The sequence below is a fragment of the Streptosporangium sandarakinum genome, assembly GCF_013409935.1.
Taxonomy (GTDB): domain Bacteria; phylum Actinomycetota; class Actinomycetes; order Streptosporangiales; family Streptosporangiaceae; genus Streptosporangium; species Streptosporangium nondiastaticum.
The window spans coordinates 12,821-36,554 of the sequence record NZ_JACCCO010000004.1; the positions used below are offsets into that span (position 1 = coordinate 12,821).

At 68.2% G+C, this 23,734-nt stretch carries 24 protein-coding genes; 11 read left to right on the forward strand and 13 right to left on the reverse strand.

Annotated features, from left to right (window positions below):
- Positions 1-113 precede the first annotated feature (113 nt).
- The 8 genes from cas3 to HDA43_RS33525 all read left to right on the forward strand — a co-directional run bounded on the left by cas3 (position 114) and on the right by HDA43_RS33525 (position 10,680).
- The gene (gene cas3, locus HDA43_RS33490) at positions 114-2,996 is read left to right on the forward strand and encodes a CRISPR-associated helicase Cas3' (RefSeq protein ID WP_179828968.1); all 2,883 of its coding nucleotides are present in this window, start codon (positions 114-116) and stop codon (positions 2,994-2,996) included.
- Positions 2,997-3,257: 261 nt separating this feature from the next.
- Positions 3,258-4,922, forward strand: a complete 1,665-nt coding sequence (gene casA / locus HDA43_RS33495) for a type I-E CRISPR-associated protein Cse1/CasA (RefSeq protein WP_179828969.1) — start codon at positions 3,258-3,260, stop codon at positions 4,920-4,922.
- A 23-nt stretch (positions 4,923-4,945) separates the two neighbouring features.
- Entirely contained in the window at positions 4,946-5,548 is a 603-nt protein-coding gene (casB, locus tag HDA43_RS33500; RefSeq protein ID WP_179828970.1) for a type I-E CRISPR-associated protein Cse2/CasB, read from the forward strand.
- 48 nt (positions 5,549-5,596) lie between these two features.
- On the forward strand, positions 5,597-6,748 hold the full coding sequence (gene cas7e, locus HDA43_RS33505; protein ID WP_179828971.1) for a type I-E CRISPR-associated protein Cas7/Cse4/CasC: 1,152 nt from the start codon (positions 5,597-5,599) through the stop codon (positions 6,746-6,748).
- On the forward strand, positions 6,745-7,530 hold the full coding sequence (cas5e, locus tag HDA43_RS33510) for a type I-E CRISPR-associated protein Cas5/CasD (protein WP_179828972.1): 786 nt from the start codon (positions 6,745-6,747) through the stop codon (positions 7,528-7,530). Before cas7e ends, cas5e begins: the two co-directional genes overlap by 4 nt.
- A gap of 6 nt (positions 7,531-7,536) precedes the next feature.
- Entirely contained in the window at positions 7,537-8,331 is a 795-nt protein-coding gene (cas6e, locus tag HDA43_RS33515) for a type I-E CRISPR-associated protein Cas6/Cse3/CasE (RefSeq protein WP_179828973.1), read from the forward strand.
- 1,152 nt (positions 8,332-9,483) lie between these two features.
- The gene (locus tag HDA43_RS33520; protein ID WP_179828975.1) at positions 9,484-10,017 is read left to right on the forward strand and encodes a hypothetical protein; all 534 of its coding nucleotides are present in this window, start codon (positions 9,484-9,486) and stop codon (positions 10,015-10,017) included.
- A gap of 330 nt (positions 10,018-10,347) precedes the next feature.
- Positions 10,348-10,680, forward strand: a complete 333-nt coding sequence (locus tag HDA43_RS33525; RefSeq protein ID WP_179828977.1) for a hypothetical protein — start codon at positions 10,348-10,350, stop codon at positions 10,678-10,680.
- Positions 10,681-10,748: 68 nt separating this feature from the next.
- On the opposite strand, the gene HDA43_RS33530 is transcribed toward HDA43_RS33525, so the two are convergent.
- The 8 genes from HDA43_RS33530 to HDA43_RS33565 all read right to left on the reverse strand — a co-directional run bounded on the left by HDA43_RS33530 (position 10,749) and on the right by HDA43_RS33565 (position 17,813).
- Positions 10,749-11,033 carry a hypothetical protein gene (locus HDA43_RS33530; protein WP_179828979.1) on the reverse strand — a complete coding sequence of 95 codons (285 nt, stop codon included), beginning with the start codon at positions 11,031-11,033 and terminating at the stop codon, positions 10,749-10,751.
- A gap of 202 nt (positions 11,034-11,235) precedes the next feature.
- On the reverse strand, positions 11,236-11,694 hold the full coding sequence (locus HDA43_RS33535; RefSeq protein ID WP_179828981.1) for an NUDIX hydrolase: 459 nt from the start codon (positions 11,692-11,694) through the stop codon (positions 11,236-11,238).
- Positions 11,691-11,951: a MazG nucleotide pyrophosphohydrolase domain-containing protein gene (locus HDA43_RS33540; protein WP_218912944.1), complete on the reverse strand. Its 261-nt coding sequence runs from the start codon at positions 11,949-11,951 to the stop codon at positions 11,691-11,693. The genes HDA43_RS33535 and HDA43_RS33540 overlap by 4 nt, the downstream gene beginning before the upstream one ends.
- A 169-nt stretch (positions 11,952-12,120) precedes the next feature.
- Complete coding sequence (ligA, locus tag HDA43_RS33545) at positions 12,121-14,208, reverse strand: NAD-dependent DNA ligase LigA (RefSeq protein ID WP_179828985.1); 2,088 nt, start codon at positions 14,206-14,208, stop codon at positions 12,121-12,123.
- A 20-nt stretch (positions 14,209-14,228) separates the two neighbouring features.
- Positions 14,229-15,548 carry a D-arabinono-1,4-lactone oxidase gene (locus tag HDA43_RS33550; protein WP_179828987.1) on the reverse strand — a complete coding sequence of 440 codons (1,320 nt, stop codon included), beginning with the start codon at positions 15,546-15,548 and terminating at the stop codon, positions 14,229-14,231.
- Positions 15,545-16,492, reverse strand: a complete 948-nt coding sequence (locus HDA43_RS33555) for a Rossmann-fold NAD(P)-binding domain-containing protein (RefSeq protein ID WP_179828989.1) — start codon at positions 16,490-16,492, stop codon at positions 15,545-15,547. Before HDA43_RS33555 ends, HDA43_RS33550 begins: the two co-directional genes overlap by 4 nt.
- Entirely contained in the window at positions 16,489-17,301 is an 813-nt protein-coding gene (locus HDA43_RS33560) for a phytanoyl-CoA dioxygenase family protein (RefSeq protein WP_179828991.1), read from the reverse strand. The genes HDA43_RS33555 and HDA43_RS33560 overlap by 4 nt, the downstream gene beginning before the upstream one ends.
- Entirely contained in the window at positions 17,298-17,813 is a 516-nt protein-coding gene (locus HDA43_RS33565) for an HIT family protein (RefSeq protein ID WP_179828993.1), read from the reverse strand. The genes HDA43_RS33560 and HDA43_RS33565 overlap by 4 nt, the downstream gene beginning before the upstream one ends.
- Positions 17,814-18,094: 281 nt before the next feature.
- Between HDA43_RS33565 and HDA43_RS33570 the strand changes: the two genes are divergently transcribed.
- Positions 18,095-19,480: a tetratricopeptide repeat protein gene (locus HDA43_RS33570; RefSeq protein ID WP_179828996.1), complete on the forward strand. Its 1,386-nt coding sequence runs from the start codon at positions 18,095-18,097 to the stop codon at positions 19,478-19,480.
- Between the two features lie 286 nt (positions 19,481-19,766).
- Positions 19,767-20,762 carry a transcriptional regulator gene (locus HDA43_RS33575; protein WP_179828998.1) on the forward strand — a complete coding sequence of 332 codons (996 nt, stop codon included), beginning with the start codon at positions 19,767-19,769 and terminating at the stop codon, positions 20,760-20,762.
- 16 nt (positions 20,763-20,778) lie between these two features.
- On the opposite strand, the gene HDA43_RS33580 is transcribed toward HDA43_RS33575, so the two are convergent.
- The 5 genes from HDA43_RS33580 to HDA43_RS33590 form a co-directional block, all read right to left on the reverse strand.
- On the reverse strand, positions 20,779-21,300 hold the full coding sequence (locus HDA43_RS33580; protein ID WP_312873676.1) for an NUDIX hydrolase: 522 nt from the start codon (positions 21,298-21,300) through the stop codon (positions 20,779-20,781).
- 60 nt (positions 21,301-21,360) lie between these two features.
- Positions 21,361-21,489, reverse strand: a complete 129-nt coding sequence (locus HDA43_RS36200) for a hypothetical protein (protein ID WP_281395816.1) — start codon at positions 21,487-21,489, stop codon at positions 21,361-21,363.
- 169 nt (positions 21,490-21,658) lie between these two features.
- Positions 21,659-21,790 carry a hypothetical protein gene (locus HDA43_RS36205; RefSeq protein WP_281395817.1) on the reverse strand — a complete coding sequence of 44 codons (132 nt, stop codon included), beginning with the start codon at positions 21,788-21,790 and terminating at the stop codon, positions 21,659-21,661.
- 114 nt (positions 21,791-21,904) lie between these two features.
- Complete coding sequence (locus tag HDA43_RS33585; RefSeq protein WP_179829000.1) at positions 21,905-22,318, reverse strand: hypothetical protein; 414 nt, start codon at positions 22,316-22,318, stop codon at positions 21,905-21,907.
- A gap of 99 nt (positions 22,319-22,417) precedes the next feature.
- Positions 22,418-22,903, reverse strand: a complete 486-nt coding sequence (locus HDA43_RS33590; protein WP_179829001.1) for a phospholipase D-like domain-containing protein — start codon at positions 22,901-22,903, stop codon at positions 22,418-22,420.
- A 234-nt stretch (positions 22,904-23,137) separates the two neighbouring features.
- Between HDA43_RS33590 and HDA43_RS33595 the strand changes: the two genes are divergently transcribed.
- Positions 23,138-23,734 carry a GNAT family N-acetyltransferase gene (locus HDA43_RS33595; protein ID WP_179829003.1) on the forward strand — a complete coding sequence of 199 codons (597 nt, stop codon included), beginning with the start codon at positions 23,138-23,140 and terminating at the stop codon, positions 23,732-23,734.

The following is a 23,734-nucleotide window of genomic DNA, read 5'->3' on the forward strand; positions in this document are numbered from 1 at the left end:
TCAAAATGATCTACGTAACGGATCCGTTCAGAAGATGAACGATATTCAGGATAGCTTGGGCAGTATTTTGTCGGTCGCAACCTATACGGTCCGCCCTGAAGCAGGAGGGGTGGATGTCTGCGGACTGGCACGAAAACTTTGGAATCGAACCGGATCTTGCCCTCAAGATAGGGGCTCTGTGGGGTAAGTCTCGAAAGAAAGCAGGCGGTAGGACAAACCTTCTCTTATCGCACTTATTGGACACCGCAGCCGTAGCTGAGGAGATCTGGGATCACTATCTTCCACCGTCGACCAAGAAGTGGTTGGACGACACCTCCGGAGGCCGGGGACGGTTGTTCTTCGCTTGGCTGTGCGGGATACATGACTGCGGCAAGGCCACACCCGCGTTTCAGAGCGTGGACGACGAGGGCGCCGAGGCGGTCCGTCGGGTGGGGCTGACCTGGAACGCGCATGCGGTGAAGCGCAATCCATGGCGACACGACAAAGCCGGTGCGATGATCCTGCGCACCCTTCTCCGGGAAGCCGGCTGGGACGCACAGCAGGTCGCCTGGCTCTGGCCGCTGGTGGCAGGTCATCACGGGTCATTTCCTTCAGTGGGCGTGTTCTCGGGACGCATCACAGCGCGGGGCGAGCCGCAGGGCAAGGGCCCTGCATGGTCAGAGGTTCAGCGTGCGCTCGTGGAGACGTTCACCCGCCTGCTCGGCTATGAAGGCCTCGCCGAGGTTCAGCCCACAGCGGTCCCCAGCAGGGCAGTGCAGCTGCAGCTCAGTGGCCTTGTGGTCATGGCCGACTGGATTGCCAGCGACGAGCGTCATTTCTGGGGGATCGACAATCTGGCCGACGTGAGCCTGGACAAGGCCAGGTCCCGCGCCGCCGACGCCTGGGAGAGCCTCGGGTTGAGAAGGGGCTGGGGCGTCCTCGGCCTCCCCGCCTCCGACGCCTTCCGTGAACGGTTCGGGCAGCCGGCCCGCCCGTCACAGGATCTCGTCATACGAACCGCCCGACACATGCCGGCGCCTGGGTTGCTGATCGCCGAGGCCCCGATGGGCGACGGGAAGTCGAAGGCGGCTCTGCTGGGGGCCGAGGTGCTGGCGGCGCGGTTCGGAGCCGATGGGGTGTACGTCGGGATGCCGACGCAGGCAACGAGCGATCCGATGTTCAGCCAGGTGCGCGCATGGCTTGCAAAGTTGGGTGACGGCTTGGCTGAGCAGGTGACTCTGCTGCACGGCAAGCGGAGGTTCAACAAGGAATGGTGCGCCCTCCTTAGGGAGTTCGATGGTGACGCGGACGGTCGTTTCGGCAGCGTCGCTGAGGACGAGCGCAGTAGGAGTGAACGGTCGCTCTGTGAGGACGACGAGCCGGAGAGGAAAGGGCCGGCGGCGTGGTTCCTTGGGCCGATGCGTGGCCTGCTGAGCCCGTTCGTCGTTGGCACGATCGATCAGTTGCTCTACGCCGCCACCCGGACCAAGCACGTGATGCTGCGCGCGGCCGGGCTCATGGGCAAGGTCGTCATTCTCGATGAGGTCCATGCGGCTGATGTGTACATGTCGCAGTTCCTCAAGGAGGGGCTGCGCTGGCTCGGCCAGGCCCAGGTGCCGGTGATCATGCTGTCGGCCACGCTGCCTCCTGCGCAACGTCAGGAGCTTGTCGCGGCCTACCTGGCGGGTGCCGCGTCCCAGGAGGAGTTCGACGTGCGGGACCTGCCGGAGCCACAGGGATATCCCAACGTCACCGCTGCGTGCCTGGTCGACGGCCGGGCCGTCTACGACGTCGCCCATGTTGGGCAGTGGCGTGAGGACCTGAAGGTGGCGGTCACGGTTCTGCCGGAAACGCCGTCCTCAGGCACATCAAACAAGTCGGCCGCCGGCGGCTTGGTCGCCGATCTCATCGAGGAGCGGCTGGCGCAGGGCGGGTGCGCGCTGGTGATCCGTAACACGGTGCCGCGCGCACAGGAGACGTACCGGGAGCTGCGCGGACGTTTCGGCGATGAGGTGCGGCTTCTGCACGGGCGGATGACCGCGCATGACCGGGCGGAGAAGACCGAGGCGTGCCTGAAGCTGCTCGGCCCGCCCGCTGAGGACGGGCCAGGGCGTCCCCGCCGCCTCATCCTGGTGGCGACCCAGCTCGCCGAGCAGTCCTTCGATGTGGACGCCGATCTGCTGGTCACCGATCTGACGACCATCGACCTGCTTCTTCAACGTCTGGGGCGTGTGCATCGCCATGACGGCGTCGAGCGGCCGGAGCGGCTTCGCAAGCCGGAGGTTGTGGTCACGGGATTCGCCCCGCAGCGCGGGCAGGTGCCTTGGATCCTGCCGGCGAGCGAGGGAATCTACGGGCGTTACCTGCTGCTGCGCACCGCCGCCGTGGTCTGCCAGGCCGAGGGCGGCCGGTGGCTCGTGCCGAGGGACGTGCCGCACCTGGTGAGGAAGGTCTACGACGGCGAGCCCGGTCTCGTGCCGCCGGATTGGGTTGGCGCTGAGCAGGAGGCGTACGCCGAATGGCAGTCCAAGCAGGGGAAACGCGCCCGGAGCGCGGAGGATTACCTGCTTACCCGGCGCAATGAGCACACCAGTCCGACGCTGGACGGCTTGCACTACGGTGCGGCATACGGCCGCGTGACCGACGAGACGTTGCAGGCGGTCGTCCGGGACGGCGATCCCAGCATGGAGGTCGTCCTGATCCGCGGTGACGACCGTGGTTACCGCACGCTGGGCGGCAGGTGGCTCGGGGTGAACGGTGAGGCGCTTTCGCAGGAGCTGCTGGAGGAAGTGCTGGGGGCGACCGTACGGCTTCCGCCGAAGCTCACCCAGGCCGCGGAACGCGACCTGGCACCCCTCGACGGGTGGCGCGATCACCCCTGGCTCAAGCACACCCGCGTTGTCATCCTGGACGAAACCGGGGCGGCTGCACTCGACGCGTACACGCTGCGGTACGACGAGGAGCTAGGCCTGATCGTGGAGGGCGGCCCGCAGTGGCACGGCAGGCGGCGAAGATGAGATTCTCCTAAAGGCGCCTCTTTCCGGCAATCCTTACGATGTGGCACAAAAGGGAAAAGGCCGACCGGGTTGTGGCATCCCCGCGGATGCGGGGCCGACGGTCGCCCAAGACACGGCTACGGGCCATCTCCGGCAGACTGGGCCTTCCGGACCTGAAGTACGGAGCAGGGTCACTCTAAGCATTTTCCCCTCACGGATGCGTGACTTATGACACGCTTGTTTCAGCAAACTCTCTAGACACGGCTAATTCGAGGACTTCTCATGCCCGTGTACGACTTGGTCGACTCGCAGTGGCTGCCTTTACGCCCAAAAGGCGCAAAACGCCCCGAAGAGTTCTCTCTGCGTGAGGCATTGCTGCGCGCCCACGAATTCGACGGCCTGGTAGTCGACCTTCCCACCCACACCCCGGCCCTGCTTCGACAGGTCCTGCTGCCCGTTGTGCTGCACGCGCTGGGACGACCCCGAGACCGCGCGGAGTGGGCGCGCAGGTTCCATGCCGGCCACTTCACCCGCGAGGAGCAGGACAAGCTCTGCGCCTACCTGGAAAAGCGCCGGGCGCGCTTCGACCTGTTCGATGCGGAGGCCCCTTTCGCCCAGGTGGGCGGCCTACACACGGCCAAGCAGGAAACCAAGGGCTCCGCCCTGCTGGTGGCCACAGCGGCCTCCGGCAACAACGTCCCGCTCTTCGCCAGCCGTACCGAAGGGGATCCGCTGCCGCTGACACCGGCCCAGGCGGCCCGGTGGCTGTTGCACGCCCACTGCTGGGACACAGCGGCGATCAAGTCCGGCGCCGCCGACGACCCGCAGGCCAAGGCGGGCAAGACGACCGGAAACCCGACCGGCCCGCTGGGAGCACTGGGAGTGATCGTCCCGGTCGGCTGCAACCTGTACGAGACGCTGATGCTCAACCTCCCCATCGGCGCCCAACCTGGTGACGATCTTCCCCAATGGGCGCGTGAGCCGCTCAAACCAGCGTGGAAGGTCAGAGCCGCCACCGGCCTGCTCGACCTGTGGACCTGGCAGGCCCGGCGCATCCGGTTGATCCCTGAAGAGACCGACGACGGTACGAGGGTCTCTCGGGTCGTCCTGTGCGCCGGGGATCGTCTGGAGGCCATCCCCGAGTGGGAACCCCATACGGCGTGGGCCTTCGCGAAAGCACCTAAGAGCGCGACTGGAACGCTCCGAAGGCCCCAACGACACGCCCCCGGTAAAGCCGCTTGGCGCGGGCTGCAGGCTCTGCTGGCGTCGGAACGACAGGACCGCGACGGCGCCTTCGAGACCTCGGTGCTGCTGCGCCAACTGGCCGGCCTCCAGGCCGAGGACCTGATCGGCTTCGACTACCCGCTCCAGGTGGAGACGATCGGCATCACCTACGGCAACCAGTCCGCCGTCGTCGAGGACATCCTGTTCGACTCGATCCCCTTGCCGGTGTCGGCCCTGCGCGCCGAGGAGGACGCCTACACCGTCTTGCTGGAGGTCACCGAGCAGGCGGAGGACCTGGCCAAGGCCGTGAACAACCTCTCCGCCGATCTTCGCCGGGCCGCCGGAGCCGACCCCATCCCCTGGGACAAGGGGCAGCGTCCCGGGGAGTTCGTCCTGCACGCTCTCGACCCGCTCGTCCGCCGCTTCCTGATAGGCGTCCGGGCGAGCGCCGATGACGCGGACCTGCTGGAGCGGGGCCGTATCGCCTGGGAGAAAGCCGCCCGGGACCGAACCTGGGAGGTCGCGGAGAGGCTCTTGGCCACCGCCACCCGGGGTGAGTTCGGGGGCCGCACGATCGAGAAGGACGGCCGCCAGCTCACCTACCGGCTGGCCACAGCCGAGCAGAACTTCCGCCGGCGGCTCAAAGCCACCCTGCCCCGCTGCGCGCCCGCCGCCGGCAACTTCGTCGAGGACATGTCCGCGGCCACCGCCCCCGTGGCCTGAACCCCTTGAAGGTGAGGATTCGCATGCCCGTTCCGAACCGCCGGACCGCACGCTACTGGTCCCGGTACATCGCCCCGGACGGCACATGGCGGAGAAAAGACGAGCGGCCTCCGGGTGAGGACCTGGCCGCGCTGCGCGCGGGGCTCGGCCGCGAAGCCGGGACCGTGCCGGCCCTGTGGCCGCACTACCGCTCCCTGACCGATGACCGGCTCGCTCGCAGGGGCGAGATCTCCGAGGAGCAAAGGGCCGAGCACGCCGCGCTCGCGCTGTACGGGCTGCACCAGCAGGCCCGCCCCGAGCCCATGCACCGGCCCGGCGTCCGCTTGGGCCAGGCCCTGCGCCGGCTGCACCAGAGCGGCAAGTTCACCCAGGAGGCCGTGGACCGCCGGGTAAACGCCGCGGCTTCCGCCACCCGGGTCTCCGCCTTGCTCAACCACCTGCGTGGTCTGATCACTCAGCTGCGCGTCATCGGCCAGCCGATCGACTACGACCTGCTGCTCAACGACATTCGCGATTGGCAGCGGCCCGAAGCCCGGCAGCGGGCCCGCCGCCGCTGGGGCCTGGACTACTACGGCTGGTCCCCCGCCGATGAAACGGCACCCGACTCTGACCCAGTACGTCCTTGATCCACCCCGTACGACAACAGCAATCTCTTTCCCTCTTTGGAGTCCTCCATGGACAAGCGTCTCTACATCGACGTCCACATCGTGCAGACCGTCCCGCCCGCCAACCTCAACCGCGACGACCAGGGCAACCCCAAGGAGGCGTACTTCGGCGGCGTGCGCCGAGCCCGGGTCTCCTCCCAGGCGTGGAAGCGCGCCACCCGTACCGCCTTCGCCCGGCACGCACCCGAGCAGGACCACGCCACCCGCACCAAGCGGATCGTCGCCGAACTCGCCAAGCGCCTGGCCGTCCGCACCGGATTGGACACCGAGCAGTCCGGCCGGCTGGCGGCCAAACTCCTGGAACCGTTGGGCATCAAGGAGGGCAAGAAGGCCGGCGACACCGCTTACCTGCTGTTCTTCGGCTACCGGCAGCTGGAGGACATCATCGACCTGGTCGCCGACCAGGCCACCGAGCTGGCGGCCCTGGACGACGACCGGCTGTCCGCCGCGGTGAAGGAGCTGCCGGTGGCCAAGAAACTGCAGAGCGGGCACCCGATGGATGTGGCCCTGTTCGGCCGCATGGTCGCCGACATCCCCTCCCTCAACGTCGACGCTGCCGCCCAGGTCGCCCACGCGCTGTCGACGCACGCCGTGGAGCTGGAGTTCGACTACTACACGGCCGTCGACGACGAGAACCTCAAGGAGGAGACCGGCGCCGGCATGATCGGCACGATCGGATTCAACTCCGCCACCCTGTACCGATACGCCACGGTCGGCCTGCACCAGCTGGCCGCCAACCTCGGTGACATCGACGCCGCACTCGACGCGGTTGAGGTCTTCGTCCAGCACTTCGCCCGGTCCATCCCCTCGGGCCACCAGAACTCCTTCGCCCACCGCACGCTGCCCAGCCTGGTTGCGGTCGTGGTGCGCGACGACCAGCCGGTCAACCTCGTCTCCGCCTACGAAAGACCAGTCGTCCACCGCGAAGGCCAGGAGGAAGGCATCGCTGAGCTGTCGGCCCTGCGTCTCGCCTCCGAGTACGAGCGCGCCACCCGGCAGTGGGGGGATGCGCCCGTCCACACCGCCGTCTGCCACACCTTCGATTCCGAGGGCGCCACGGCTGCACGGCTCGCCTCGACCTTCGGCACGGAGCAGACCTTCCCCGAGCTGGCCGCCGGCCTGCGCGGCGCGCTCGTCGAGTCCATCAAGAAGGCCGGATGAGCGCCGCTGAAGCCACGCTGGTGCTGCGCCTGGGCGGTCCGCTGCAGTCCTGGGGCGACCGCAGCGTGTTCAACCGCCGTGACACCCGGCCCGAGCCGACCAAATCGGGGATCCTCGGCCTGCTCGCGGCCGCGGCCGGCAGGGAACGCGAGGAGCCTGTGGGTGAGCTGCTCGACCTCCGGATGGGAGTGCGGGTGGATCAGCCCGGCACCCTGCTGCGTGATTACCACACCGTCAGTGACTACCGCGGACGACCGCTACCGCAGGCCGGAGTGTCGGCCAAGGGCGTGCAGAAGCCCACCTCACCGGCCAAGTTCACCCACGTCACCCAGCGGTTCTACCTCCAGGACGCGGTCTTCCTCGCTGCACTCCAGGGCCCCGATGCGCTCGTGCGGCCACTCGCCGACGCCGTGAGGCACCCGGTCTTCCCGCTCGCCCTCGGCCGCCGTTCCTGCGTCCCCACGCACCCGCTCTTCCTTGCCGTCCGCGAGGCCCCGCTGGAGGAGGTCCTGCGCACCGAGCCCTGGCAGGCCAGCGAGGCAGCCAAACAGCAGCTCTACGCCCGCCGCCGAGCACGCTCGGCCACCATCGACCTACCCGCGACCCTGGACGACCCCGAGGGTGACGATTCCCTCAACGACGTACCGGAGTCCTTCGCGCCGCGCGACCGTCGATTCATCAGCCGCCGCGTCCGCCACATCTGGGTGACCCTGCCGACCGGTTTTCCTGAATCCGACACCGCCGCCGACGGCCACGACCCGTTCGCCCTTTTGGGCTGGTGACCGCATATGACCTACCTGTCGCGAATCCGTATCAACCCTCACCGCGAGAAGGGCCGGCTGCTCCTGTCCAACCCGCGCACCATGCATGGCGCCGTCATGCACGCCATCCCTGACGACCCCGCCGGCGAACGCATCCTGTGGCGGCTGGACGCCGACAACCCTCATCGCCCCTTCCTCTTCGTGCTCACCAAGTCCAAGCCCGACTGGTCTCACCTCGTCGAGCAGGCCGGCTGGCCCGAGGCGGACGGCGAGCACGCCGCGGTGCGGGACTACGCGCCGCTGCTCGCCCAGATCGCCGCCGGCCGGGAGTTCGCCTTCCGGCTCACCGCCAACCCGGTGCAGAACACTTCCAACCCGATCAAGCCCAGCGAGATCCAGGCCAAGCAGACGGCTGACGGCAGGCAGCGCTCCTACCGCATCGGCCACCGCACCGCGGCCCAGCAGCTCACCTGGTTCCTCACCCGGACCGAGCGTTGGGGGTTCGACGTTCCCGAGGCCCGCACCGACCCCCCAGCGCGTGGCCTGGAGCCCGAAGAGGGTCCTGACGTCCCGTCGGCACGCGAGGTTCGGATCACTGCCCGCAACCGCCTTTCCTTCAAGAAGAGAGGCGACGATAAGAAGCCCGTCATTCTGCACACCGCGACCTTCGAGGGGCGGCTCCGCATCACCGATCCGGTGGTGTTCACTGAACGACTGCTGGGCGGTATCGGCCCGGCCAAGTCCTACGGTTGCGGCCTGCTCACCCTCGCCCCGCTCCAGGCTCACACTCTGAACGGGCACAGGGCCACGGGGAACAGGTGATGGTCCGAGGAGGAGAGCACCCCGCGCCGCGGGTGCCGCGTCGGCCCCGCACCCGCGGGGATGGTCCGTTTGCCGAGGATATGGAGGGTGGCTACCCCGAGTCGGCCCCGCACCCGCGGGGATGGTCCGCCGTGCTCCGCCTCGTGCAGAGCGGCAGCCCTGTCGGCCCCGCACCCGCGGAGATGGTCCTCGCCCCCCGTGCAGTGCTCTTACCGGCGCCTGGTCGGCCCCGCACCCGCGGGGATAGTCCTCTTCTCCTATCTTGACTACCCGTATGCCCGATGTCGGCCCCGCACTCGCGGGGATGGTCCCCTGGGGGAGCTCCCGGAGCCCCTGCACGACGAGTCGGCCCCGCGCCCGCGGAGATGGTCCCTCGTCAGCGGCCACGCTGACGGAGGTGTAGGCGTCGGCCCCGCGCCGGCGGGGATGGCCCTGTGCGGTCGCTGGACGGACAGGCGCTGTTCAAGTCGGCCCCGCGCCCGCGGGGATGGTCCGCTATCACGGCCCGGGGCCGGGTCTCTACCAACGTCGGCCCCGCGCTCGCGGGGATGGTCCGGAGCACAGGACCCATGACCATGTCCCCCGAGTGTCGGCCCCGCGCCCGCGGGGATGGTCCGGAGCTGGGCCGCACCGGCAGGTCGGTGGGCATCATCGGCCCCGCGCCGCGGGGATGGTCCTGCGGCCCTGGCGGTCATCCAGTGGAGGTCCTCGTCGGCCCCGCGCCCGCGGAGATGATCCCGCGACAAGGCGATCGGCTGTCTCCACCGGGTCGTCGGCCCCGCGCCCGCGGGGATGGCCGGTGTTCAGGCGGGTGGCGAGGCGGACTATCTCCTGCTGGTCGCCGCGGCAGCCGGGGTGTAGTGCCGCGGAGTGGCGGACGGGTGTGCGGGTGCAGGCGTGGCCATGGGTGGCGTCTCCTCACGTCCAGCGGGTCACGGTCGCGGGCAAGGATGCAGGGGACCGATAGTTAGTGCCTGGTCTCGCTCGAGGTGGGGCTTCAAAATATGGGGCACCGACGAAGGAGTGCCCTTGCCCGGTCCCCGTGATTACACGAGAGGCACCAGGGCCGCCCTGGTCTATCTGAGCGGCGGCCTGTGTTACTGGCCTGGATGCCCTGAGCCTGTCCTACGGAAGGTGGAGGGCGGGTGGAAGTTGATCGTCGACTACGCGCATATCCGGGCCGCGGAGATCGGAGGACCTCGCTATGACGCGCGCATGACTGATGACGAGCGGCGGGACGTCTCCAACATCATGCTGTTCTGTCCTCCGCATCACGACATGGTCGACGATCGACCTGACTGGTACTCCGTGGAGATGCTGCTTCGGTGGAAGACGCAGCGGGAAGCCGCCCCGCATGAGGCTCTGGAGCGGCTCCGGGAGGTCACGCCGGCAGGTCTGCGGAGCATCGTTGCCGAGAGCCTCGAAGATCACGATGAGCGGATGTTGGAGGTTCTGGATCGCCTTCAAAGGAGCGACAAGGAGGCCGCAGCGTTGATGCGCGGCCTGGTTGATGAGCTCACCGAGGCCTACAGCCTGCTGAAGCGCAGGGCGTTGGACCCGGTGGTGGTCGAGGAGTTCAGCCGGGCGACGAAGACCTTGCGGGAGATCGCGGGCAAGGGGCAGTTATCGGAGTTCGCTCAGGCTGTTCGGACGCTCGCGAGGCGGTTCCCGAACGGCCTTCAGTGACCTACCCGCCGGGCTACGGCAGGCGTTCGATGACGAGCGGTGCGAGGGCCAGCAGCGAGTACGGCTCGGCGGTGAGGACCGGCCAGCCGCGGGAGGTCGCTTCTGCTGAGACGAATCAGCCGTAGCGGAAGGCCGCGGTCCCCAGGCTGGCGAGCGAGGCAGGGCGGCTGGGTCGGGTGCGGGCCATCGCAGAGTCAGCGTGATGGGCGGAAGAGTAACCGCCTAACCAAGCAGAGCGGGCCTGAACCGCGTACGCTGAGGAGAACAGCCACATGGGCGGTGACCTATTCGGATGGTCAACCCAGCCGCCCCGTCCTACTAGGAGGGACCATGGCCCTGAGACGTCTTGCGCATGAATTCGCCGCGGAGATCGCGAACCACGACTGGAGCGACGCCACCGAGCGGTTGGACCGCGCCGGCCATAGGCGGGAGTTCGACTCGAAGGTCAGCGGTGAGCCGCCCCTCACTCCGCAGGAGACGATGCGGGTGAAGACGAACGTCATGTGGGTGACCGCTCAGGTCCTCGCGCATGAGGACCCCAACTTCGACATCCACGAGTTTGCCCGCCTGTGCGGAGTCACTGGGTTGTCGCCGCTGTCGCTGGAGAATGGCTTGCGGCGGGACCGGGACGGCAGCTACATGCAGGCGCCCGCGGTGCAGTAGTTGCCACTGGTGGCACAGAACGGCCCCGTCCTCTACGGAGGGCGGGGCCGCTCTCATGCTGTCAGAGGTCAGGCGCGCTTCCACCGCCACCGGGTGTCGCCGCTGACTTTCAGGCACTTGTAGCGGCGGTTGGTGACCTTGGCGTAGCCGTACCGGTTGCGGGCGGCAGACGGGCAGAAGGCGCCGGGCGTGATGCACCGCCACACGTTGCCGTCGCGCCGGTAGGTGCACGCGCTGAGGCTGGCAGCGGCGGCCGGCGCTTGGGCCGCGGTGGCGGAGGCGGGCAGTGCCGCGGCCGGGACGACTAGGACCGACCCGGCCAGGGCGGCGGACACGAGCAGACGTCTGAGCACGAAGACTCCCGGGGTGGAGCGGATGCGTCGCATGTGAGACGACCAACGGGCGGGGCTGGTTGGCCGCGAGCCAGGGGAGGTTGGCGTCCCAGGCTGTCAGGCGGTTCGGCGGGATCAGCCCTGGCCTCCCCGAAATAGAAGACACATGCAACAGAACGGGCCTGTCCTCTGCAGAGGACAGGCCCGTTTCCGCTGTCTGGGGTCAGGCTGGTTGCCGTACGGCTCGCAGATCAGGGAACTGGAACAGCTCGCCAGCGTGCTCGGCCAGCAGTTGAGCGATGGAGACGGGTACAAGGTTGATCCTGGCGAGGCCCGCCGCGGTGAGCGGTACCTCCTCGATGATGTATTCGCCGCGCGCCGGGTCGGTGAACTCCGGACCGCTGCGACGGGCCGGATCCCAGGAGTGGAGGCGGGCCAGGAAGACGTGTTGGCGGTCGTCCCCCTCGGCGATGTGGATCAGAGAGTGGATGGTGGCCTCACCGGCCAGTTCCTCGTGGATCTCGCGGTGCAGCGCCGCCTCCAGGCTCGCGTCGCCGTCCTCGACGCCGCCGCCGGGCAGCACCCAGTACGGCGCCATGCCGGCGCGGACGCGTTTGATGGTCAGCAGATGGGCGGTCGGCGTGATGAGGACGCCACGGACCCGTGCAGGCTGCGCCGTCATGTCCAGACGCGCATCTCGTTGACCTGTTCCTTGGCTCGCAACGCATCGGACAGGTCGACTCCCGCGCGGTTGGCGATCGCCGCGACGTAGATGAGGACATCGGCGAGCTCGGCGCCGACGCTTCCCGTCGAGCTGGTGGGGTCGATCGACAAGGCGGTGTGCTTGCGTACCGCCTTGCACACCTCCCCGGTTTCCTCGCTGAGTTTCAGGCACTGCTCGATGATCGTGCTGTCGGAGAAACCGCGTTCTTTCTCCATCTCCGCGACATACCGCTGGAGCGCCTCCAGCGACGGAGAATGCGTACTGGGAAGAGGCTGCATGATGGTCCCGGGTGTGACGGGTGGGAAGGCCGCCACGCTAGCAGCACCACCTGCGACGCTTCGCGAAAATCAGGCTTCCGCATGCCGCGGTGGCGCCTTAGTCAGGTCAGGTGAGGTAGGTGGCGAGGCGATCGGCGAGCTCAACGGGCGTGATGGTCTCGATGCCCAGGGTCCGGGCCTTGTCGAGCTTGCTGCCTGCGTTCTCACCTGCGACGACCAGATGGGTACGCGCGGAGACGCTGGAAGACGCGCGGCCCCCCGCCTGAGCGATCAGCTCGTTCATCTCGGTGCGTGAGTACTCCGACAGGGGTCCGCTCATCGCCCCGGTCACCACCACCGTCATCCCGGCCAACGGCAGCGCCTCCCCTGCTCCTCCGGACTCTGCTTCCCCGCCCGGCACACCAGCAGGTGAGACGCCGGGCTGGGTCATGTTCACTCCTGCGGCCACGAGCTTGTCGATCACCGGGGCGAGGTCGGCCAGTTCTGCCACGATGACCGGAGCCTTTTCCCCGCCGATTCCCTCGACCTGCTCCAGCGCCACGGCGTCAGCGTCCCGCACCGCCTGCATCGAGCCGAAGTGCGTGGCGATGCGCAGCGACATGGAGCGTCCAGTGCCCAGGATCCCGAGGGCGCAGAAGACCCGGTTCAGCGGCTTGCTCCGGGCCGCGTCAATGGAGGCTAGGAGGTTGTCGGCGCTTTTCGTGCCCATGCGCTCCAAGCTCAGCAGTTGGTCACGGGTGAGGGCGAACAGGTCGGCGAAATCCTCGATCAGGCCCTTGTTCACCAACTGCACGATGATCTTCTCGCCGAGGCCATCGATGTCCAGGGCGTCGCGGGCGACCGCGTAACGGATGGCTTCGACCTGGCCGCAGGCGCGGCCCCGCACGCAGCGCCAGCGTTCTTGGGTGCGGTCGATCTCGGCCCCGCAGCGCGGGCAGACCTCGGGGAAGACGATGGGCTGCTCATCGCCGGTGCGCAGGGTGGCCACGGCACCCTCGACGCGGGGGATGACCTCGCCGGCGCGGTAGACGATGACGTGATCGCCGAGCATCAGGCCCCGCCGGGTGATGTCGGCGGGGTTGTGCAGGGTGGCGTAGGTGATGGTCGTGCCTGCGACGTTGACCGGTTCGAGGACGGCGCGGGGAGCGATGACGCCGGTCCGGCCGACGCCCCATTCCACCTCGCGCAGCACGGTGATCTTCTGCGCGGCGGGGAACTTGAACGCGGTGGCCCAGTGCGGGGTGCGTGACCCGATGCCGGCCTGGGCCTGGTCGGCGGGCTCGTCGGCCTTGATGACGGCGCCGTCGAGCTCGAAATCCAGATCCGGGCGCAGGACATTGATCTCCTGCACCCGGGCTATGGCCTGCTCCAGGTTGGTGCAGGAGTAGGTGGCGACCGGCGTGCCGATGGTCGTGCCCAGCCCGAGGCCGGCCAGGCGCGCGATGAGCTGGGTGTGGGACAGATCCTTCAGGATGGGGTCGCTGGTGTGCTCAGGCCCGGTCAGGGCGGCGTAGGCCAGGAACGTCTGCTCGATGTGGTAGGCGCGGTCCTTGGCCCGCAGCGACCCAGAGGAGGCGTTGCGGCGGTTGGCGAACACCGCCGCCCCGTGCGCGGCCCGCAGCTCGTTGGCCGCGGCGAACTGAGCCTCCGTCATCAGGACCTCGCCCCGGACCTCGACCGTGATCGGCTCGGTCAGGGTCGCGGGCAGGCCGATGATGTGCCCGATCGCGTGAGACACGTCCTCGCCGGTCGTCCCGTCTCCCCGGGTGACGAGCTGCACCAGTCGGCCGTTGCGGTAGCGGGCGGCCAGGGCCACACCGTCGAACTTGGGCTCGACGGCCCAGGCGGTCACCGCGCGCCCGCCCAGGCGGCGTTCCAGCGACGCCGCCCAGGCCCTCAGCTCCTGGTCCGAGAAGACGTTGCCCAGGCTCAGCATCCGCACCGGGTGCTCGACGTCGCCAGTGGTCACCCCGGCTGCGATCTGCTGGGAGGGTGAGTCCGCCGCGACGAGGTCGGGGTGCTCACCCTCCCAGGCGGTGATCACGCGTAGCAGCCGGTCGTAGGTCTCATCGTCCATGCTGGGCTCGCCGGACCCGTAGTACGCCTCGGCAGCGGTACGTGCCTGCGCGACCGCCTCCAGATAGGCGTCTTCATCAGCCAGGACAGCGACCGGCGCCGTCGAGTTCTCCGTCATGCTGATCATTGTGGCGGCTGTCACTGACAAGGATGAGGCTCCAGCTCACATGCGGTGGGAAGCCCCAGCGTGCGGTAGAAGGTGTCGTTCTCGAAGCGTCCGCGCGGGTCGAATCTGCCTACGGCTCGGCGGAACTGCGGGAATCCGCCGGTGCCAGCGGCGCGCACCAGCTCCGGAGTGAAGTATTTGCCCCAGTGCGGCCGGCCGCCGAGGCCGTACAGCAGGCGTTGGATGTCGTCGAACAGCGGGCGGGCGGCGGTGATCCGGCCTTCGGCGTTCATGTACGACACGAAGCCGAAGTAGGTGCTGGGTGCCGCGCTGGTGGGGCTCAGGTGTCCGCGCGCCGGCCCGGTGGTCCGCAGGATGACGGGGTAGTGCAGCTTGTAGGACGAGGCGCTCAGAAGCTCCTTGAGGGAGGCGAACGCTTCGCCGAAGACGTCCAGGGGGACGGCGATCTCCATGTTCAGCTGAGGCGCCGGGATGCCGTTCTTGAATATCTCGTAGAGCGTCCCCTTGGCGTCGGCCGCGCAGAGGAACTTCTCCAGGGTCCGGGTGGCGGGTGTGCGGCCCTGGCCGTCGCCGATGTCGGCCATGAGGTGACGGCGGGTGCGGGCCACGACGTCGTTCAGGTCGGCGGTGTGCCCGTCGCGGGGCGGGCTGTCACCGTCGTGGGTGATCCAGGCGTGTGCGACCTCATGCTCGGTGAACCACCAGCACTTGGCGGCTGTGGAGGCGATGTTCCAGACCGGGTAGAGCTCGGGCAGGCTGTCGGCGGGGACGGTGATGCGGCTACAACGCATCTGGGCGGCGAGGCGGCCGCGAAGCTCCAGGCCGACGACCACGCCGAGGCACCCGAGGTTGAGGATCGCGGACTCGAAGTCGTCGTCGGCCGGGGTGAGCCGGTGCAGGACGCCGGTGCCGTCCATGAGGTCGATGGCCGACACGCAGTCGGAGAGAGTGCCGCCGTACATGCCTTGCGCGTGGGTGCCCGTGGCGAGGGCACCGGCTACGGTCTGAGCGGTGATCACGGGCGGGCAGGCGGCGGGTTCGAGGCCGTGGCGGTCGAACGTCTTCCACACGTCGTCGAGCAGGGTGTCGCCGGTGACGCGCAGGTGTTCACCGCGCAGGTCGCACACTCCGCGGCCGGGGAGGTCGAGGACGATGCCGTGGGTGCGGTCCGGGCAGTGGAGCTGCGTGGGGTAGGTGAATCTCGACCCTAGGACGCGCACCTTGGCGTCCCCGTGCGTCAGCATCGACGCCAGTTGCTCCAGGGAGGTGATTCTCGTCCACTGGCCCTGGCCGGCGATGGCGACGTTGCCACTCCAGTTTGTGAGAGTCATGCGGGTCCAAACATGTGCTGTGTGGGCGGGTGCGGGTGAGGGCAGGACTCGAAGCCGAGGCCGAAGCAGCAGGCGTGGGTCTGCGTCCAGGCCGCCAGGTCGGTGGTGGGGCGGCCTAGGAGCTGCTCAGCGACGCGGGTCGGCGCGGCGTCCCCTTCGGTGCCGATCCGCTCCCATAGGCCGAGCACCTGTTCGGCTGCGGGTCGGCGCATTCCGTACTTGCCGAGGCTCGCGATGAAGTGCTCGTCGTCCTGGCGCTGGAACGTGATCGGTCGCCCGGTCGCCGCGTGGATGGCCGAGGCCCATTCAGCGCAGGTCGCCTGCGCGTGGTGGCTCATCAACGCGTCGCTCAGGTCGATGGACTCGGGGGAGAGGATCTTGCGGCAGAACAGCTCGGCGGCGTCATCGCAGGTGATGTACGAAAACGGGCGGTCGGCCTCGACGGGAAAGGCGAACGACCCGTTTTCGGCGATGGATTTGCACTGGTAGAGGATGTTCTCCAGGAACATGGGCAGCGGGACGAGGTCGTATTCGATCCCGGACTCACACAGCAGGACGTCGAGCGCTGCGACCTCGTCGGCCATGGCGCACTGCCCCGCGGTGAACTGGATGCCCAGGCACACGATGCGCTTGACACCGGCCTCCTGAGCCGCCCGCAGGTACATGTAGCCGATCTCGACACGGCGGTCGATGGGAGGCACCATCAGCATGGTGTCGGTGCCGGACAACGCCTCAGCCAACGACCCGGAGCGGTTCGGCTCCCAGTCGCGGAGCTGCACGTCGATGTCGTGGACGGCGCGGCCGGCGGTTTGAGCCTCGGGAATCGCCAGACGCAACGTCAGCTCCGGCGCGTCAGCAGCGAGACGCCGCAGGGTGTAGTGGCCCACCTTGAAGAAGTTGCGGGTCGCGCCGAGCACCGTGACGGTCGGCATGGAGTCGGTCATCGCGCATCCCAGCTCTGCGTCGTCGTGGTCTCCTTGTAGAGGTCCACCGGGTTGACGTCGTTCGGGTGGTAGCCCAGCAGCAGCCGGCTTTCGGGGAAGAGGTGGTCGGCTGCCGTGGCCAGGTCGCAGGGGTGGTCGTACGGGCGCAGCCATGCCTGCCCGAAGCGGATGATGGCGCTACGCCGCTCCTGGGTCAGGTTGGGCAGGACGGCGTGCCACATGGTGTTGCCGAAGACGACCGCGTCGCCGGGTTCGGCGCGAACGATCAGGCCGCCCTCCGGGACGTCGCCCCGGGCGAGAGCGTCGTTCGCCGCCTGCCAGTAGGTGTCGCTCTTGTGGTTCACGGGCCAGCGGTGGGAGCCGGGGATGAGCACGAGGTTGCCGCTGTTGTCCGGCCGCGTGTCGGTGAAGAAGACCTGCGCCTTGAGGTGCAGCGGCCCGTTCACCTCGTCGTACGGACGTTCCAGGAAGGCCCCGGAGTCGCGGTGCCACGGCTCGTGGGCCTGCTGGTAGACCTCCCGGCGCAGCGCTTCGCTGCCCAACACCTGGAGCGACCCGTTGAGAATGCCGTACGGGACGGACATCAGGTCGCGGCACCCGAAAAGCAGTTGGTACTCGGGGATGACGTTCGCGGCGTTGCGGACCTGCGTCAGGGCGCGGTTCGTGTTGAACGAGCTGTGCGTTAGGGCCCGCTCGTTGGTGAGCTGCTGGACGGCGTTGTCCAGCGTTTTGACGATGGCGTCGGGCACGGCCTCCTTGATGAGTACGAATCCCTGCTCGGTGAACTGGGTGAGAACCTGTGAAGTCACGGTGCGCTGCTTTCTGCCGTTCCGGTGGGTGGGAGCTCCTCACGGAGTGCCGCGCGCAGCCGTTGCGCTACCTCGTCCTTCCGGGCGGGGTCGGCTAGCCGGGGGAAAACGACGATCGAATCGCCGTCGTAGCGCGGCACGACATGCATGTGGAAGTGGAAAACGGTCTGGTGGGCGGCCAGGCCGCTGGCGTGGACGAGGTTGACGCCGGCCGCCGAGCAGGACACGCGCAGGGCGTTCGCCACCTGCTTCGCGGTCGCCATGACCGCCTGGAAGGACTCGTCCGAGATGTCGAACAGGTCCTGGCAGTGCTGCTTGGGGATGACCAGCGTGTGTCCGTATGTGGCCGGTAGGTGGTCCAAGAAGCACAAGGTGTCCGGCGTCTCGGCGATGACGTGGCCTTCGACCTCCCCGTTGACGATGGCGCAGAAGACGCAAGGGGACTGCGGGTCCTCGGCCAGGTCTTGCGTCGAGTACCGAGATAGCCAGCGAGGGTCGAAGCTCAGCGCCATCGCGTAACGCACCTTTCGGCTCGGGTTCCGCTTCGTGTGGCACTCCTGCCGAGGAGAGATGTCATCTGGCGGCTGCCTTCCTTGAGTGGTCCGCCGGGGTTCCGCGGGAGGTAGGGACTTGACTGTCCGCCGTAAGCAGGGGGTGTCACCAGTGGCGATTGACGCCCTCATAGGGGGCATCTACGGTCCGACCAGAGGGCACGGCGGGCCCCTTGTCGGATCCGGCCGGCTGAAGGAAGGTGGGGTGCGACCGTTGATGCATGCCTTCGCGGAGATCCCCCATGCCGACTCACGATGCGCGCTGCGCGGGAGAGATCCGCGCCCGCGCGGTGGCCGTCCACGGCGGCGTGCTGCCGCTTGCGGTGCTGCATGACCTCGCCCGGCAGATCGCGGCCTGCTGCGGACATGGTCTTCTCAAGAGCGCTCGCCTGGCGCGGGGCTGGACGGTGGCAGAGGCGGTCGCCCAGCTGCTGCAGGCCGGGAAAGCTGCGGGGTTGCCCGAGCGTGGGGTCGAGGTGCGGGCATGGCGCCGCTGGGAGAACGGCCAGCACATCGGCGCCGACTACCAGGACCGTCTCGCTCGCCTGTTTCAGACCGGACCCGTGCAGCTCGGCTTCGCCGTCGACTACACGCCGCACCCACCGGACGGTGGAGGTGATCGTACGAACCGCCGCGACGCGCTGCGACTAGGCGCTGGTGCTCTCTTGGCTCCGGTGGTGTCCAGCGCCGAAAGCGAGGCGCGGGAGCTGACCCGCCGGAGCGAGGAAACCGATCTGGGGTCGAGCAGCATCGCTTACCTGAAGCAGGTCATCGACGACTACGGCCGTAACTACTCCCGTTACGGCGCCGATGAGCTGTGGCAGGCCGCGCACCGGGATCGCCGCCACATCGCCGAGCTGCTCGGGCTGCGCATGACGTTGTCGCAGCGGCGAGAGCTGTACGTCGCGGTGGCCTGGTTGTCGCTGACCTTGGCGTGGACATCGCATGACCGCGGGGACATCCGGGCGGCGCTGGCTTACGCTGCCGACGCCCGCCACCATGCCGATGAGGCCGGCCACGCTGAGGCGGTGGCGTGGACATGGGATGTAGAGGCCACGACGTGGCTGTATGACGATCAGCCAGAGCGGGCGCTGGACGCCGCGCGGCGCGGCGCTGCTCTCGCGCCGGCCGAAAGTGCCGCGCAGACTCGTCTGGTCGGGCAGCTCGCACGCATCCACGCTCGGCTCGGCCACGTTGATGCGGCTTGCGCCGCATTGCAGGTGCTGGGTGCTCAGGCGGAGCGGCATCCGCTACACCAGCCGGGGCTGTTCGCCGCTGACTCGGTGCGGGCCTGGTCGGTGGCAGCGACCTCCAATCTGTGGTTGGGCCGTTACGAGCAGGCTCGTTCCTACGCCAGCCAAGCGCTGGAGGTGTATGAGCAGGAGCCGCAGATCTCGCCGACTCGGCGGGCGATCACCGCGCTGGACTTGGGCATCGCGTGTGCCCGGCTCGGCGACGCCGATCAGGCTGTCGCTCACGGCCTGGCGGCGATCTCCACCCAGCGGTACGCCGCGGCGATCGTCACCCGTGGCTCGGCTCTGGGCGCAACGCTGGAACGCATCTACCCCAGCGCCGCGGTGGTCGGTGAGTTCCGCGCTTCTCTGGCGGAGAGGAAGAGTGCCGGGTGAAGTGCTGGTCGTTGAACTCTCGACGCGCGATCGTCAGAGTGTGCTGTCTGCCCGTGTGCAGGGAAATTGCCTCACGTACTGACGGATCCGGTCGCGGTCCTCGGGGAACGCGCTCTGCCAATCGTGCTCCAGCGGCATCCAAGCGGCCGCGATCGACCTCGACACCATACGGAGGGTCACCCGGGCGGTCGAGATCCCCGCTGACGTTCTTGGCGCGCTTATTGATATCCCGGTCTGTCCTGTGGCTACGGTGGCCTCGACAGCCACTCCGGTCGAGGAGGACCCGATGCATCGCCGTACCCTCCTGTCCGCCGTAGGGCTGGCGATCCCCGCACACCTGCTGGCCAAACTGGATGACGCCCTGGCCGTGGGGCTGGCGTCGCCCACCCCTCCGGACCTGTCGCGCATCACTGCCCGCCTCACCCAGGCGCGGGCCCGATACGACATGGGTGATCTCACACGGCTGATCGCCGACCTACCTGAACTGCTGACCAACGCACATGAGGCGGCCGACCTCCACCCCAGGCCGGACGCCTACACGCTCGCGGCGTCCTGCTACGACCTGGCGACCCTGGCCCTCAACAAGATCGGCGGCCACCAGGCGAGCCGCATCACTGCGGACCGCGCCACGATGCTGGCCAAACTGTCCGGCTCACCGGTCAGCATGGCCTCCTCGGCGCGGTGCCTGGGCATCGTGCTGCGACAGGAGGGCCGCGAGGCGGTCGCCGACCAGGTCACACTGCGCGCCATCGCACTCCTGGAGTCCACCGGGCTCACCCAGCCCGCCGAGGCCGCGACCTACGCGCAGATGCTATGCGCCAGCGCCTACAACTCCGCTCGACTCGGCGACCGCGACAGGGCCCTGTCGATGATTCGAGAAGCGTCCCAGGCCGCGGCTCATCTGCCCGCTATCCTGGGCCAGCGCCACGCCTTCAGTTCCGCGCACATCGCGGGGTACACGGTCAGCGTGCATTGGCGGTTGGGCGACGCGGGCGCGGCACTCCACGCCGGCCACGACCTGCATCCGAGCCAATTGCCTACGCCCGAACGGCGGGGGCGGCTGCACACGGACCTGGCGCGGGCGTGGTGGCAGTGGGGCAAACCAGAGCAGACGGCATCCGCCCTGCTGGCCGCGTACCGGCATGCGCCGAGCGAGGTCCGCGACCGGCCCGCGATCCGGCAGATAGCGGTGGAGCTGGCCGAGCGGCACCCCCGGGTGGCAGGCGTTCCCGAGCTCACCTTGGCTGTCAGCCACCGCCACAGATCGCGTCCCAGCGCGTAGTTCGGTGGTGTACCGCTCAAGCCGTCATAACCAGTGTGCAGGGAAATTGCCTCACGTACCGACGGATCCGGTCGCGGTCCTCAGGGAACGCGCCCTGCCAATCGTGCTTCAGCGGCACCCAGGCGGCCGGCTGATGGCTTTCCTCTGACAGGGGGTGTCCGCGGTCGATGATCGCCGCGTACGCCAGCCCGAGCGTCGGTGACCAGTCTGATCGATAGGAGCGTAGGAAGACGGCTGCCGGCGCGGCCGACAGTTCCCCCGAGACGCCCGTCTCCTCCAGGAGTTCCCTGGCTGCGGCTTCGCGTGGTGTCTCGTCCGGCTCGACTTTGCCGCCGGGCGGGACCCAGCCGCGCCACCGGTGTCGGACGAGCAGGATGTGGCTGAAGGTGGGATCGATGGCCCAGACCTCGGCGGCGAGAGGCTCCATCGGCCCTGTGCGGGCTTCTTCGAGCCAGGTGCGAGCGTCGTCGAATTCCTGTACGGCGCGGCGGGCGTCAGCGGCCGCCGCGTCCAGGGTCCTCTGCGTCACGTGGATCACCCGCGCTACCTTATGCAGTCGCTATAGGGGCTGTGGGGCGTTCGGGATGTGCTTCAGCGCTCAGCGCCGGCCCTCCTCGCCGGAGCCGGGACCGTCTTGGATGAGCCGCTCAGCCTCATCGTGGAGGGCGGCGATGAGGAGCAGAGGCAGGCGCATATCGTCTCCGACGATCTCGTCGAGCACGTCCACGGGCGCCTCCTCAGTATCGGACGCCCCATATGCCCCATGCGTTCACATTTACGGGGCTTGGGGTGCGCCCGCTTTGGGAGCACTTTGGGGATGGTGTTGCTGTGAAGGGCGCCCTCAAACGCGTGGAGCCCCCGCCCATGCTCGGGCGGGGGCTCCTTGCGGCGTACCGCTACCCCTCGCCCCGCCGGATCGCCTCCATCTCCTCCACCGGAGCACCCGCCGCCTCGGCGAGCCGTGCCCGCGCGGCGTCCAAGTCGAGCTGAGCGAGGACGGAGAAGAGAGCACGCGCGTCAGGATCCATACCGCTCATGTTCCCCGCCCGGGTGATCGTCCGCAGACAGACAGCACGACACCCCCCCGCGCGCAAGAGGCCGAGACTGTCGTTACGCCTGAGACGCGGTTCCTCCCAGCGGACCTAGTCTCGATCGATAGCGCGCTGGAGCTGGATGTCGCTGGCCGCGACATCTGCTACCCCTACGGTGCGCTCGTAGCTACAGACGATGCAGTGCCCGATGATGGTCTCGTCATACTGCTCGTCGTCGCAGTGGGACCCGACGAGGGATCTGTTGCCGCATACGGGGCACTCCCCGACAGCAAGGTGTTCTTTCCGCTCTGCCCACGAACGCGGCGTTAGTGAGTACTGCTCGACGTAGTTGATTTGCTCTCGGCGCGCGCGTTCCTCGGCGCCCAGCGCCTCCAGATACCTAGAAGCGCGACTCTGCTCGGCGGCATCTTCGGCCTCGTGACCACTCCTTGGGTCGCGCTCGTCCATCTGCGCCTGGTCGTGCTCGCCGATCGGGAAGTCCATGTCAAAGGGATCCGTGGTCATCAAGTCAGCATGACACGGCGTTCAGCGGTTCTCTGGGGATCGTCCGTAGCCGGACAGCGCGATGCCCCTACCCCGAGGGGCAGGGGCGTCAGAGGGTTGTCACTCCACGATCTCGCCCAGTGCCGTGTCGAACGCCTTCGCCTGGTCCGGGGGCAGCTCCTTCGATACCCGCACCAGCACCGGCCCCGCGACATAGTCGTACTCGCCGAGCGCGGGCATCTTCTTGCCGATCTGCTGGATGTAGTCGGCACGCTGCTCCGCCTGGTCGGCGTCGTCGAACACCTCGACGCTGCCGCCGAGTTGGACGTCGCCCTTGTCGACGCCGACGAGCTTGGAGGCGTCGACCCGTTGGTCGGTGAACGATGCCTTGGAGGTGTAGCCGTTGGGGCGACCGAGGAGCTTGTTCGGGTCGTCGTTGGCTGTGTAGGTCACGGTGAGCGAGACCGGCAGGCCCTTATCGGTGAGTGCCTTGATGACGCCGGCAGCGTCCAAGTCGGTGCTCGCTCCGCCGCACGAGGTGATGGCGGCGACCAGTGCTCCGGCGGTGAGAGCCGTTCTCAGGCGGAGGGAGAGGGGGGTGGGCATGGGAGTCTCCGTTGGCTGTGGGGTGGGCTCGATGTCTTGGTGATCTTCAGACGCCTGGGTGGGGTGTGGCGGTTACACGTGTGTGTGACATTCCTGGCCGACTGCGCTATTGGATGAGGTTGCGGCGCCGGCGGTGCGCTGCTGTTCGCCGTACGGCATCGTTAGGGCAGACCGGCTCCCGGCCCTCGGCAGCAGAGCCTTCCACCTTGATCGACATCACGACACCATGAGACGGTGCCAATCTCCATCTCACCGGTCATTCCGGCCGGTCATCTCAGCAGGCACGCCCAGCCCGTTCTCCGTACCGACGAACTGATCCTGAGGCCCTGGCTTCCCGAGGATGCCCCAGCCGTACTTCAAGCGTTCACTGACCCTGCCATCCGCTACTGGCACCGGCAGACCAAGGCCTCGCAGGAGGAGGCGCTGGCCTGGATCGGTCAATGGCCCGACCGCTGGCAGGCCGAAAAGGACGCCTGCTGGGCTGTCACCCGTGCCGCCGACGTGGTCAGACGTGTTTCCCTATGCGCCATCAACCTCTTCGAAGGGGCTGCGCAGATCACCTATTGGAGCCTGCCGGCCGCCCGCGGCCAGGGTGTCGCCACCCGCGGCGGTGCACAGGTGGCGCGGTGGGCTTTCGAGATGGGATTTCATTGCCTGGAACTGAAGCATTCAGTCGCCAATCCCGCCTCGTGCCGGGTGGCGGACAAACTTGGCTTCCCGCTGGAAGGCACCATGCGCGGTGCGCTTCGTCATGAGGACGGATGGCATGACATGCACCTGCACGCACGGATCGTAGACGGCGAGTCAGTACCGGCTGACCTCAGCAATTAG